The 12,992-nt window shown below is 68.5% G+C and carries 15 protein-coding genes; all 15 read left to right on the top strand.

The genetic code is table 11. The annotated features are described in order from the left end of the window. The 15 genes from AB0D48_RS21620 to AB0D48_RS21550 all read left to right on the top strand — a co-directional run bounded on the left by AB0D48_RS21620 (position 1) and on the right by AB0D48_RS21550 (position 12,634). Positions 1-366, top strand: coding sequence for a TadE/TadG family type IV pilus assembly protein (locus AB0D48_RS21620; protein ID WP_362399128.1), 366 nt, complete (start codon positions 1-3; stop codon positions 364-366). A gap of 1 nt (position 367) precedes the next feature. After that, positions 368-733, top strand: a complete 366-nt coding sequence (locus AB0D48_RS21615) for a TadE/TadG family type IV pilus assembly protein (RefSeq protein ID WP_362399125.1) — start codon at positions 368-370, stop codon at positions 731-733. 2 nt (positions 734-735) lie between these two features. Then, positions 736-2,082: a CpaF family protein gene (locus AB0D48_RS21610; protein ID WP_362399122.1), complete on the top strand. Its 1,347-nt coding sequence runs from the start codon at positions 736-738 to the stop codon at positions 2,080-2,082. Beyond that, the gene (locus AB0D48_RS21605) at positions 2,079-3,017 is read left to right on the top strand and encodes a type II secretion system F family protein (protein WP_362399119.1); all 939 of its coding nucleotides are present in this window, start codon (positions 2,079-2,081) and stop codon (positions 3,015-3,017) included. The genes AB0D48_RS21610 and AB0D48_RS21605 overlap by 4 nt, the downstream gene beginning before the upstream one ends. Before the next feature lie 16 nt (positions 3,018-3,033). After that, positions 3,034-3,924, top strand: a complete 891-nt coding sequence (locus AB0D48_RS21600; RefSeq protein ID WP_362399291.1) for a DUF5936 domain-containing protein — start codon at positions 3,034-3,036, stop codon at positions 3,922-3,924. Positions 3,925-3,927: 3 nt separating this feature from the next. Continuing rightward, positions 3,928-4,614 carry a response regulator transcription factor gene (locus AB0D48_RS21595; RefSeq protein ID WP_362399116.1) on the top strand — a complete coding sequence of 229 codons (687 nt, stop codon included), beginning with the start codon at positions 3,928-3,930 and terminating at the stop codon, positions 4,612-4,614. Positions 4,615-4,724: 110 nt separating this feature from the next. Beyond that, complete coding sequence (locus AB0D48_RS21590; RefSeq protein ID WP_362399113.1) at positions 4,725-4,925, top strand: hypothetical protein; 201 nt, start codon at positions 4,725-4,727, stop codon at positions 4,923-4,925. After that, the gene (locus tag AB0D48_RS21585) at positions 4,922-5,566 is read left to right on the top strand and encodes a pilus assembly protein TadG-related protein (protein WP_362399111.1); all 645 of its coding nucleotides are present in this window, start codon (positions 4,922-4,924) and stop codon (positions 5,564-5,566) included. The genes AB0D48_RS21590 and AB0D48_RS21585 overlap by 4 nt, the downstream gene beginning before the upstream one ends. Before the next feature lie 261 nt (positions 5,567-5,827). After that, positions 5,828-6,187, top strand: coding sequence for a hypothetical protein (locus tag AB0D48_RS21580; RefSeq protein WP_362399108.1), 360 nt, complete (start codon positions 5,828-5,830; stop codon positions 6,185-6,187). A 4-nt stretch (positions 6,188-6,191) separates the two neighbouring features. Further along, complete coding sequence (locus AB0D48_RS21575) at positions 6,192-6,830, top strand: OmpA family protein (protein WP_362399106.1); 639 nt, start codon at positions 6,192-6,194, stop codon at positions 6,828-6,830. 926 nt (positions 6,831-7,756) lie between these two features. Then, positions 7,757-8,089, top strand: coding sequence for a hypothetical protein (locus AB0D48_RS21570; RefSeq protein WP_362399103.1), 333 nt, complete (start codon positions 7,757-7,759; stop codon positions 8,087-8,089). A 26-nt stretch (positions 8,090-8,115) separates the two neighbouring features. After that, complete coding sequence (locus AB0D48_RS21565) at positions 8,116-8,427, top strand: pore-forming ESAT-6 family protein (RefSeq protein WP_362399100.1); 312 nt, start codon at positions 8,116-8,118, stop codon at positions 8,425-8,427. A 96-nt stretch (positions 8,428-8,523) separates the two neighbouring features. After that, a complete protein-coding gene (locus AB0D48_RS21560; RefSeq protein WP_362399097.1) occupies positions 8,524-8,937 on the top strand; it encodes a DUF6507 family protein in 414 nt (137 codons plus the stop codon). Continuing rightward, positions 8,934-11,771 (top strand): hypothetical protein, encoded by a 2,838-nt coding sequence (locus AB0D48_RS21555; RefSeq protein WP_362399093.1) that lies wholly within the window; start codon positions 8,934-8,936, stop codon positions 11,769-11,771. The genes AB0D48_RS21560 and AB0D48_RS21555 overlap by 4 nt, the downstream gene beginning before the upstream one ends. A gap of 11 nt (positions 11,772-11,782) precedes the next feature. Beyond that, positions 11,783-12,634 carry an immunity 49 family protein gene (locus AB0D48_RS21550; protein ID WP_362399091.1) on the top strand — a complete coding sequence of 284 codons (852 nt, stop codon included), beginning with the start codon at positions 11,783-11,785 and terminating at the stop codon, positions 12,632-12,634. Positions 12,635-12,992: the final 358 nt, after the last annotated feature.

The raw sequence follows: 12,992 nt of genomic DNA, 5'->3' as shown, positions 1-12,992 counted from the left end.
ATGCCGTCGCGGAGACCGGGGGACAAGGGCCAGGTGGCGATCGAGTTCGTCGGCACGGTGCCGCTGATCCTGCTGCTCGTGGCGGCGGTGTGGGAGTGCGTGCTGATCGGCTACGCGTTCTCCCTGGCGGGCAACGCGGCGGACGAGGCGGCGCGGGCGGGGGCGGTGACGGGGGACGCCGCGTGCGTGGCGGCGGCGGGGAAGCACATCTCGGCCGCGTGGGGCATGGGTACCCCCCACTGCCGGAAGGAGGGCGACATCTACAAGGCGACGGTCACGCTGAAGATCCCCGTCCTCTTTCCCGGGCTCAACTTCGGCACGATCGACGGCACGGGCGGCGCGGCGATGGAGAGGGAGACGGAGTGACGTGAACAGGCGACGCATGCGCTCCGACCGGGGCCAAGTGGCCATCGAATACATCGGCTTCGTGCCGATCCTGCTGTTCGTCGCCCTGTGCGGGATCCAGCTCGGCTGGGTCGCGTACGTCCACGAGCAGGCCGACAACGCGGCCCGCACGGCGGCGCGGGTCGAGGCTCAGCACCGCGGGCGGGGGGAGGCCGCCGGACGGGCCGCCATCCGTGAAGGGCTTGCCGCGGACGTCTCGGTGCCCTCCGGAGGCGACGCGGTGACCGCGACGGTGACCATCAAGATCAATGCCATCGTGCCCGGCCTCGACATCCCGGACGCCGTGGCCACAGCGGTCATGCCCAACGACGATCCGAAGGGCCCCTGACGATGAGCCTGCGTTCCCGGGTCAACACCCCCGACGACCGGCACAGTCCGCGCGAGGACGGCCGGCTGGTCTCCTCGTACCGCGCGAAGCTGCTGGAGGAGATCGACCTCGCCGAGATGTCCGCGCTCGCGCCCGCCGAGCGCCGGGCGCGCCTGGAGCGCGTACTCGGCCACATCATCAGCCGCGAAGGGCCCGTCCTCTCCACCGTCGAGCGCGCGCAGCTGATCCGCCGCGTCGTCGACGAGGCCCTCGGGCTCGGCGTGCTCGAACCTCTCCTCGAAGATCCCTCGATCTCCGAGATCATGGTCAACGGCCCCGACCAGATCTTCGTCGAGCGGGCGGGCCGCGTGGAGCAGCTCCCGCTGCGCTTCGCCTCGCACGAGCAGCTGATGCAGACCATCGAGCGCATCGTCTCCACCGTCAACCGCCGCGTGGACGAGGCCAATCCGATGGTGGACGCCCGGCTGCCCAGCGGTGAGCGGGTCAACGTCATCATCCCGCCGCTCTCCCTGACCGGCGCCACCCTCACCATCCGCCGCTTCCCGCGGGCCTTCACGCTGCACGAGATGATCGCCCTCGGCTCGCTCGACGAGCAGATGCTGCTGCTGCTGTCCGGCCTCGTCGCGGCGAAGATGAACCTGATCGTCTCGGGCGCCACCGGCACCGGCAAGACGACCCTCCTCAACGCCCTCTCCGGCCTGATCCCGGAGGGCGAGCGCATCATCACCATCGAGGACTCGGCCGAACTCCAGCTCCAGCAGGCGCACGTCATCCGCCTGGAGTCCCGCCCGGCGAACGTCGAGGGCAAGGGCCAGATCACCATCCGCGACCTCGTACGCAACTCGCTGCGCATGCGCCCCGACCGCATCATCGTCGGCGAGGTGCGCGGCGGGGAGACGCTCGACATGCTCCAGGCGATGTCCACCGGTCACGACGGCTCCCTCGCCACCGTGCACGCCAACAGCTCCTCGGACGCCCTGATGCGTCTGCAGACCCTCGCCTCCATGTCCGAGGTCGAGATCCCCTTCGAGGCGCTCCAGGACCAGATCAACAGCGCCGTCAACGTCATCGTGCAGCTCACCCGCTTCGGCGACGGCTCGCGCCGCATCACGGAGATCTCCATCCTCGAATCGCACGGCCGCGAACCCTTCCGGATCACGACGGTCTGCCGCTTCGTGGCCCAGCCGATGGGCGCGGACGGGCGGGTCCACGGGTTCTTCGAGTACTACCCGCTGCCCCGCCCCATCGCGGACCGGCTCTACATGAACAACCAGCCGATCCCGCAGGCCTTCGGGGTCGCGCTGCCGGACGACCCCCTCACCGCCCGCATCACCCGGACCGCCCTGTGAACCCACTCATCCTCCTGACCCTAGGCGCCACGCTGCTGGCCTGCGTACTCGTGATCCTCGGCGTGCACGCGTACACGGCGGGCCGCGCGCAGCGGGCCGCCCTCATCGAACGCCTCTCGGCCACCGGGACACCGCCCCCGGCGGGCCGGCGGCGCCGCTTCCCCGGCGTCGACCGGCGGCTGCGGAAGACGAAGCTCGGCCGCCGCATCGAGATCAAGCTGGCGACGACCGGCCTGGACCTGACGCCGGGCGAGTTCTTCGTCTACATGCTGGTGGCGGTCGCGGGCACCTGGCTGGTCGCGGCCTCCTTCCTGGCCCCGTTCTTCGGCCCGGTGGCGGGCCTGATCGGGCTGTGGGCGGCGAACGCCTTCCTCAACTGGCAGCGGACCCGCCGTACGGAGCGGTTCATCAACCAGCTCCCCGAGCTGGCGCGGATCCTGGCCAACGCCACCCAGGCCGGGCTGGCCCTGCGCACGGCCATCGGCATGGCGGCCGAGGAGCTGGAGGCCCCCGCGGGCGAGGAACTCGCGCGCGTCGCCGACCGCCTCGCCGTCGGCCACTCCATCGAGGAGTCCCTGGGCGAACTCACCGAGCGGCTGCCTTCGCGGGAACTGGTCGTCCTGGTCTCCACACTCGTCCTGTCCGCCCGCGCGGGCGGCACGATCGTGGAGAGCCTGCGCAACCTCACCGTGACGCTGGAGCAGCGGAAGGAGACCCGCCGGGAGATCCGTACCCAGCTGTCCCAGGTCACGGTGACCGCGTACCTGGTCCCGGCCATCGGGCTGGGCTCCCTGCTGCTGGTGGACATGATGATGCCGGGCGCGCTGGACCGGATGACGGGGGCCTTCATCGGGCAGACCGCGGTCCTGGTCGCGCTCGGGCTCTTCACACTCGGCTTCGTCCTCATCCGCCGCCTGTCCAAGATCGACGTGTGAGGGGGCTGCCGACGTGATCGCTCTTCTCCTGGCCGTGCTCGTGGCGGTGTCCGTCCTCGGCGCCTTCCACGGCGTCCGGCTCTACCGGGCCGACGTCGAACTGCCGACCGACCTCGCGCTTGCCCTGGAGGTCGGCGCCACCCGTACGACGGCGGTCGGCTCGCTCGTGGACCGGCTGGGCATCCGATGGGCCCCGCTGATACTGCGCCTGATGGGCCCGAAGCAGGTCGCGCGCAAGCGCCGCCAGATCGACATGGCGGGCAACCCGGCCGGCCTCACGATCGACCGCTACGCGGCGCGGCGCGCGGTGTACGGGGCCCTGGGCGCCCTGGGTGCCTTCTCGATGCTGATCAACGGACAGCTGGTCCCGGCCCTCCTCATGGTCGCCTTCGGCCTGTTCTGGATCGAGGTCGGCCTGTGGTCGGCGATCCGGGTCCGCCGCGATCACATCGAGCGGACCCTGCCGGACTTCCTGGACGTGCTCGCGGTGGTGGTGAGCGCGGGGCTCGGCTTCCGGCAGGCGCTGGACCGGGTGGCGCACAAGTACGAGGGCCCGTGGGCGGACGAGATCCGCATCACGCTTCAGCAGATGGACATGGGCGTCAGCCGCCGCCAGGCCTTCGACGAGCTGCGGCGGCGCAACGACAGCGAACAGGTCGCGCAGTTCGTGACGGCGTTGCAACAAGGCGAGGAACTCGGCTCCCCGATCGTGGACACCCTGATCGCGATCGCCGAGGACATGCGCCGCACGGACGCCCAGAACGCGCGGCGGCGAGCGGCCCGGGCCGTCCCGAAGGCGACGTTCGCCGTCACCATGTTCATGCTGCCGGGGACGCTGATCCTGCTGGTGTGCGGGTTCGTGTACGGGGCGAACGTCGACTTCGGCGCGATGCTCGGGGGTGGGTGAGCCGTGGCCCGACTGAGCGTGCTCATCGCCGACGACAACCCGGTCATCAGGGCGGGCCTGGCGGCCATCCTGTGCGCGGCCGATGACATCGAGGTCATAGCGCAGGCGGCGGACGGCCGTGAGGCACTGAGCCTGACCCGCCGGCACGCTCCGGACGTGGTCCTGCTGGACGTCCGGATGCCGGGGGTGGACGGCATCTCGGCGCTGCCGCACCTGGTGCAGCTGGCTCCCGTGCTGATGCTGACGTACAGGAAGGAAGCCGAAATCGTCCGGGAAGCCCTGCTGTTGGGCGCCGGAGGCTACCTCGTGCACGGGGAGTTCACGGCCGATGAGCTGCTCCGCGCGATCCGCGATGCCCCCGAGGGCCGCCCCCACTTCACCCCGACGGCGGCGAGCGCCCTGCTCGCCGAGCTCAGGGCCTCTTCGCAGCAGCAACGAACTGTGGCACCCTCTTCTGAGCGGCTGAACAACTCTGTTGCATTCGGCCTGAGTTCGCGGGAGGTGGAGGTCATGGACCTGATCGCATCCGGGATGAACAACCAGCAGATCGCTGCCACCTGCTTCATCAGCGAGAAGACGGTCAAGAACCACATCAACCGCATCTTCGCGAAGCTCCACAGCGCCACGCGCAGCGAGGCGATAGCCCGCTGGCTGGGAACCGCCCGTCCAGGAGTGACCGGTCATGGGTAGACGGAGTGCGCAGTGGGTCCGTAATTGGGCCCCGAGACCCTTGGTTACGAGAGGTAACTCGCCGTACCGTCCGCCCATCGACAGCGTCACCGGCCCGGGAGGGAACCCCCATGTTGCAGAACACCCTGGCGAGGATGCGGAAGCGGTACGCGGGCACAGGCACGAGGGATCGCGGCCAGACGGCGTTCGAGTACCTGGGGATCATCTTGGTGGTCGTGGTGATCATCGGGGCGATCGTGGGCACGGGCATCGGGCAGACGATCACAGCCAAGATCACGTCCCAGATCGGCGCGATCACCGCAGGCAAGTGACGGAGGAAGGCTTCCTGAGCGACAAAGGGCAGGCCTTCCCCATCTACATCGTGGTGGTCGCTGGCCTGCTCTTCGCCGCCCTCGCCTTCTTCGTCGTCGGAATGGCCGGTGCCACCCGCAGCGATGCGCAGGGGGCAGCGGATGCGGCGGCCCTGGCGGCGGCCCGTGAAGCCAGGGACAACGTGTTTCTTGGGCTCGATTTGCTCGCCCTCAAGCCTGCCGACTGGGAGAAGATTGCCAACGGAGACCTCCTTGATGGGGAGGGCGCCTGTGGGATGGCCACCGAGTTCGCCGCGCTGAACGATGCCACCGCGAACTGCACAGTGGCCATTCCTGAGTTCACCGTCGCAGTAACTACCAACGACACGGTGGGGAGCTCGGTAATACCCGGGAGCGGGGACCTGCCAGGCAAGGCCACAGCCAAAGCCCGGATCGAACCGCGATGCGAGCTCCGTTCGGCCCCCACTCCTGCTCCTAGCCCCACCCCTTCACCGGCGTCGACAGCTAGCCCGTCGCCCTCCCCTGGGGCCGGGAGCGTCACCTTTGTGTGCAGCGGGAAGTCCCTCGCCGTGGATCCGGCAAAGCCAGGCGCGGTGTCCCAGTTGGCGAGGGCACTCTTCACCGTACGACTGGTCGACTGACAACGCATGAGAGACAAGGAAGCTGCATAAATGAGCATTCGGCACACGGTGAAAGCCCGTGGGGGAGCGGCCGTAGCGGTTGCGGCGGTTCTCGCCCTCGCATTGGCCGGGTGCGGCGGTGGCGATGACGGTAAGTCGAAGGGGCCGCAGGGGTCTGCCGCAGCTAGCCCTCAAGGTGCCGCTCCTCAGACATCCGCGCCCGGCGGGAGCGCCAGCCCGGCACCTACACAGGTACTGGCCACGGCCAATGGTGAGGACGGCATGGTGATGACCGTCAATTCGGCAACTCGTGACGCCGGAGGATTCCTGACCATCAGCGGTCAGTTCAAGAACGGCGGTAGCGCCGACTATGCGAAGACACCCGCCTGGAGAGGCAACGAGCTCACGCAGAGCGGGACGTCGATCGCCGGAGTGACGGTGACCGACAAGGCAGGCAAGAAGCGCTACTACGTACTGCGCGACACGGACGGCCGGTGTTTGTGCACCACGGGAATCGCCCTCATTGAGCGGGGCGCGGCGATTCCGTTCTTCGCTCAGTTTCCGGCGCCGCCCGCCAGCACAACGGAGGTTGAATTCAACCTGCCCACCTTCGCCACGGCGACCGTCAAACTCTCCGGGTGACCCCATGACTAAACGCCACCGCCTGTCCGCATCCACGGCCGTCGTCGGTCTCGTCATCGCCGGGGCCCACTTCATCGGCGTGACCAGCGCCCACGCCGACGGCGTCAAGCCGTCCGTACCCCCCGGCACGGAACCGTCCGCCTCCGCTCCCGTGCCGATCGATTCGAAATCGCCCGGGCTGAAGATCCCCCAGGGCGGCACCCTCGCACCCATCAAGGTGCTCGACATCGCCGAGGTCGTCGAGGACCTCGGCGGTGAGCAGCGGCGGCAGGAGACCAACCAGACCGTCATGATGGCGCTGCAATCCGAGGTGCTGTTCCCCGAGGACAGTGCCGTCTTCACCGCTCAGGCCGCCGCCCGCATCCAGGCGATCGCGCAGGAGATCAACACCCAGAAGGCCACCCGCATCCGCGTCTTCGGGTTCACCGACGATCAGGGCAGCTACGAGCACGGCAAGGAGCTGTCGAAGCAGCGTGCCGACGCCGTGCAGGCGGAGCTGGCCAAGACGGTGACGAACCCCGGCGTCGTCTTCGACGTCCGCGGGTACAGCGAGGACTACCCGATCGCCGACAACGGCACCGAGGAAGGCCGCAAGAAGAACCGCCGCGTCGAGATCACCTTCCCCCGCAGCGCCGGCGGCTGAATCACAGCCAGCAGGAAGGTGGTCGGCTCAGCCCCCGCCCCCGTATCCACGCAGCTGCGTGGGAGCCGGTTGGGCCGGTGAACGGGGCTCGCGCGATCGGCCGGAGGCGTGTCCGACGGGTAGAGGGTGCATACGGAGGGGGGCGGCGACCGGGAGTCGGTCGCCGGGGTATCCCGACACCGCCACCGGCACCGCCACCGACACCGACACTGTGTCGTCGGGGTCCGCCGAGGGTGCGGCCTAGCCGGAGATCGTCGTGGGAGTTCTCTTATGCGATGACCTTCCAGCCTTTGCGCGGCAGGGATTCTGTGCCTGCTCAAGTGCGGGCCGCGCCTGGGCGCGAGGGACCGCTTGCAGCGGCCGTTCATCGCTCACGTTGACGATCTGCGGGTCGATCGGCGGGGAGTCGCCCAGCTGCTCGTTCCAGTGGTGCAGCCCCCGGGGATAGCAGAGCGTCACGCCGGCCTCCAGCCCGTGTCCGGACCGGCCGGCTTCCCGTCCGGCGTGTGGCGGACCGGGTGCGTCGTAGACGGGCTGCGTGTGACCCGCAGCTCGCTCAGCCGGGAGCGCCCAGCGCCGTCAAGTCGCCCAGCCGTCACGCCTTCGTGACGTGCCGACCGGATCCGCGAGTGGACGCGGAGTCCCCGGCGAGGCCGGCCCGCAGCAGAGGTGAGTGAAGATCACCGGGAGTGATCGGCCGTGGCCGTGGCGTTGCTGCTGCCTGGACGACGGCGTGCGACGGGCGTGCCGCGTCGAGGGCATGAGTACGCGTACTCAATCGAGCCGTCATCCTCCGGGACTGGCCCCTCTCCTCACCTGCTGGTTTGTCATAAGTGCGTCACAGCTGGCCCGTTGCTCGTTGCAGGAGCGATGTATGTTAGAAAATCAGACATGCTGACGATCGTTCGAGTGTGCGGGGGAGTGGGATGAAGTTCGACATGGGAACGCAGGTTCTGACGAACCTGATGTCGGGGTCGCGGAATTCGAGTACGGACCTGGGAACGCTGATCAAGCTGCTGGTGGACGCGGCGCAGCCGCTGGAGGGCAAGTTCAACGGCCAGGGCAAGGTGGCGTTCGACTCGTTCAAGGTGCGTTCGGACGGCATCGCGAAGGAGCTCAACGCTTCGCTGGCCGCGATCCTCGGCGGCCAGTCGGGCATGGAGCGCGCCTTCGGGTCGGGTGACCAGGAGCAGGGCGAGAACGCGCGGCAGCAGCAGTCGGCGGCGAACTTCGACGCGGCCCGCTTCTCGGGTCGCTGATCTTCTTCACGGGGAGTGTGGTTGTGATGGCTGGTGACAGGGACCGTCGTTCGTACGACATGGGCGCCTCGACGGAGGCGCAGGGCAACATCAAGGCGGTGATCGCCCAGCTGGAGCAGGTGATCGCCGCGCGTGAGTCGCAGGTGGCGGCCGCGATGGCGGACTTCGCGGCGGATGGTGTGGCGGACGACTACCACGCCAAGGAACTGCGCTGGAAGAACGCCTCGCAGGAGGTCAAGAACATCATCCGGCTGCTGAACGCGACGCTGGAGAAGAACGACGGCACGGCGCAGCAGACGCTTCAGCGAGCCAAGGCCGCGGTGGACAACATCGGCTGAGCAGGATCGTTTCAGCGGGCCAGTAGGCCAGTAGGCAAGCAGGGCAGTAGCGCAGTAGGGCCGTAGGGCAGTGGGGCACACGGGGGTGGATCGCCGATGACGTCGTGGGACATCAAGCCGCAGGGCGTGCAAGGGCAGTTGAAGACCGTCGGCGGGCACGCCGGTGATCTGGAGAAGGCTTTGAACGCCCTCCTGGCGGACATGTCGCAGGCGGCGCAGTACGCGGGCACGGCGGTACCGGGATCGGCGGCGAAGTTCGTCGGCCCGCTGGCCCCCGGCCAGGCACGCAACGCCATGGGTCCGGTGGCGGCCGCTCTGGGTGAGTACCTGAAGGGCCGCGAGAAGGAACTCAAGTCGATGACGGAGCGCATCGAGGCTTGCATGCGTGGTGCCGCGACGGCGACCAACGAGTACCTGGAAGGCGATCTGGACCAGGCCAAGGCGGCCCAGGACGCCGCCCGCTCGGTGAACCTTCAGTATCTGCGCGAGCACTCGGGGGAGAAGAAGTGAGCGGGAACGCGCCGGTCGATCCGGCCGAGGTGCCTGTCTTCACGGGGGACTTCGCGTTGCTGGACGTGAAGGTGAAGGCGATCTCATCGGGCGGGGCGACGATCTCGACCGCGGCGAGCGACGTCCACAGCAGCTTCGGCGGGCTCCAGGCGTTCTACCAGGCGCCGGAGGCCGATCAGCTCTTCGCGACGACGAAGCCGGTCTCCGACCTGGGCCTGAAGATCAGCACCGACATGTGCACCATAGCGGGCGCCCTCGGTACGTACGCGCGGGATGCGGAGCCGATCGCGAAGCGGCTGGACTCGCTGAAGAAGGAAGCCGAGGCGTTCCGCGCCAAGGTCGCCGACGACGAGGACTGGATCGAGGACGGCGATCTGATCGACGAGAACCTCGAGCGCCGCAACAAGATCGCCGAGGTCTGGGCCCAGTTCCAGGACGTCGAAACGGCCGCCCACGCCAAGATCGTCGCCCTGGTGGGCGGCAAGCCGCTCAAGAAGGACGACGGCTCGCACGGCGAGGGCATGTACGGCTACGACGCCGAGGCCCTGAAGCAGGCGAAGTCCCTGCCGTGGGGCGACGCGGTCGAGGAGTCGATCCCCGCCTGGCAGGTGTGGGAACACGCGTGGGAGTTCACCAAGGGCTTCTTCGTCGACGGCGTCTGGGGCACCCTCAAGGGTTTGGGCGGCCTCGTGGGCCTTCAGGGCTGGGACACCTTCAAGCAGTCGTGGACCGGCCTCGCCAAGCTGGCGACCGGCCTCGCGATCGTCTCCATCCCTGGAGCCGGCCCTCTCTTCATGGCGGTCCCGGACGACAAACTTCCCTCCTGGCTGCGTGATTCGCGTACCGCGATGAAGGAGACCGGCAAGGCACTGCTGGCGTGGGACCAGTGGGGCTCCAACCCGGGCCGCGCGGCGGGTGCGGTCACCTTCAACGTGATCACCACCATCGCCACGGGTGGCACGGGCGGTGCGGTCTCGGGCGCGGGCAAGGCCGGCGCGGTCGCCAAGGCACTGTCGGTCGCGGGCAAGGCGGGCAGGATCGTCGACCCCATGACCTACGTCTTCAAGGGTGCGGGCGCGGGCATCTCGAAGATCGGCGACGTGATGGCCGGCCTCAAGAACCTCGGCAAGGTCGAAGTCCCCAGTATCAACATCGACAACGCCATCGCCCTCCCCGAGGGCGCGGTCCACCTTCCCGACGGCGCGATCCACCTCCCGCCGGGCACAGCGGTCCCGGACGGCGCGATCAAGCTCCCGGACGGCAACATCAAGCTGCCCGAGGGCACCGTGCAGCTTCCGGAGGGCTCGGTGAAGGTCCCGGGCGACGGCCCGGCGCAGTTCATGGACCCCGAGGGGAACATCTACGACGAAGCTGGCAAGACCATCCAGAAGGCGGACGAGGCCCCGAAGGACATCGTGGACACCCCGAAGGCGGACGTCCCGAAGGTGGACACCCCGGCCCCGGTGAAGGTCCCGGAGATGGCGGGCGCGGGCGCCCGCGGCGGCGACAACGCGATCCACCTCGGCTCCGACATCTCCGACCCGCTCCACACGATCGACAACGGCGCCCACGGCCCGCACGGCTTCGACAACACCCCCACGGGTCGCGCCGGCGACCACGGCACCCCCGGCGGCCATGCCCCGGACAACATGCCGCGCAACGACCTGGACAACACCCCCCGCGGCGGCTCCCACCCGGACTCCCCGTCCACCCACGGCACCGACACCCCGAGCGGAGGCGGCACCCACCCGGACAGCCCCGGCGGAGGCGGCTCCCACCCGGACACCCCGAGCACCGGCGGCACCCACCCCGACGGCTCCGGCACAGGCGGCCACGGCGGCACCAACGGCCCCTCCGGCCCGGGCGGCGGCCACCAGCCGCAGCCCTCGCACGGCCTTGACGAGGCGACCCGTGCGGCCCACCGAGCGGAGTACGAAGCTGCCCGCGAGGTTCCGGCCAAGGACCGCACTGCGGCGGAAATCTCAGCCATCGAACGGGAGCACGTCCGGCTGGTCAACGAAGATCCGGTCTGGCGGGCAGAGCACTACGACAAGTGGGGGCCCGGCAAGCGCAACAACGCCGAGGAACTGGTCGACGGTCAGCTCCTCCCGAAGCTCGTCAAGCAGTCGGACGGGAGCTGGGTGGCTGCGGATTCGATACCGCATGCCCATCCTGGCGGCTTCCACCTCACCCCCCTGGAGCGGGGCGCGGACACGGTTCCTCCCGAAAACCTGAAGCACCTCAACGAGGTTGCAGCCAAGCGGTTCGCCGGTATGGAGCTGAACAAGTGGGAGAAGGCCTTCGACGAAAGCCCGACCTACGAGAACGCGCACGACCTGGCCCACGCGCAGGAGCACTACAACCAGACGGTTGGCAAAGACGTCTCGAACAACACCAAGCTGGGCGAAGACCTCGGCGAAGAGGCCGCACGCCGGCACATGCTCCTGCAGAAGGAGTTCGAAGGCGCACACGAGATCACCGACCTGCCGGACACCCCCAACGGGTCGAAGAGGTTCGACCAGCTCTGGCGCGACAAGGACGGCAACCTCATCATCGTGGAGGCCAAGAGCCCCAACGGAGTCTTGGAGTGGCGCCAGAGCAATGGCCGCCCCGACATAGTGAAGGTGAAGCAAGGCAGTATCGACTACGTTCGCACGATTGTGGCCGATATGAAGCAGCGGGCCTTTGTGTCACCGGACGACGCCAAGTACGCCAAGGAGATCGAGGACGCCCTCGACGGCGTCGACGGCAAGAGCCTGCGCTACGTCCTCGTCCAGGCCAATGAAAACGCGGGTCAGTATGCTGGCGCCGTGCTCAAGTACTTCAAGCTTTAAGGAGAAAAGCGTTGGTCGCGATCATCCCCCGTCACCCCTTTCCCACAGGGAACGCGGAAGCTGGCCTCGCCTTTCTCGAGGAGAGCGCGGAGGCGTGGATCGGCCGTCTGGAAGGACGCTCCACCGCTCTCGGTGAGGCCCTGGACAGCACGTTCATCGTTGCCCAGGCGCGCTGCCTGATGGATCCGAGGGGTGCGATCTACCCCACCTGGGACGCCTGGGTGACCGCGATGCAGATCGGCTCCGCGGTGTTCGCCGCAGCGACCACGACCGAGCCCCACATCCAGTGCCGCATCGCGCACAAGGACCGCACGCTCGAAGCGACCGGTCCGCAGCCCTACGTGACCCCGGCGGCCTGGCTCACCGCCTTCTATCTGGCCGTGGTGTGCCGGGAGCGGGACCGGATCACCGCGCTGTGCCGGGTGCCGCTGTCGCTGCTGCGGGAGAACGGCGGCGTCACCCAGGAATTCGAGTACGCCTGGATCGACACCCTCCAGACCTACTGGCTCGGTGGCCCCGACCTCGGTCAGAAGCTGGTGGCCGCGATCGACGGGACCGATCCGGAGACGGCATCGGACCCGGAGACGGTGGGCCGGCTGTTCTACCCGCCCATGGAGATGTTCCACCGCATCATTCGCGACGACCACGCGGGGTTCAACCGTGCCCTCACGGCCGCCCTGCAGTGGCACCAGGAGTACTGGACTCAGGAGGACCGGTCACAGCTGATCTCGGGTCTCGTCGCGCTCGCTCCGCTCGCCATGACCTGCTTCGCCCGAGAAGCAGGCATCCCGATCGAAGTCGAGTCCGAGTACGTGCCCGCGGTACTGCTGAAAGGCAACTGGCTCGGTGAGTTCCCCACGTGACGAGCTCCGCCCTGTATAGGCAGCACAGGGCGCTGAACGTGCCGCGCCAGGACTACCCGAAGGACGCGATGGCGGCGGTCGTTCCCGTCATGGAGGGGTCTCTGTCCTCTCGCTGGAGAACATCCCCTCCAGAGCTTCTGGCTCCACCGTGACGACCTGCGCACGCACACGCCTGGAAAACGTCGGCGTACCCCTGGATGTGCTCACGCCGGTACAGGGGAACGTGCTCAGGAGAGGTCGGTCGTGGACGCGAGGAAGGATTTGACCGCGAGGTTGAAGAGCTCCGTGTCCTCGAGGTTGACCATGTGGGCTGCCGAGGGCGAACCGCTGATGCCTGGCACCGGGAACGGTTTGGGCG

It is taken from the genome of Streptomyces sp. NPDC048269, from assembly GCF_040652395.1.
Lineage (GTDB): Bacteria > Actinomycetota > Actinomycetes > Streptomycetales > Streptomycetaceae > Streptomyces.
The sequence above is the reverse complement of the archived record's forward strand: the minus strand, read 5'-3'. Positions and strand labels throughout refer to the sequence as shown.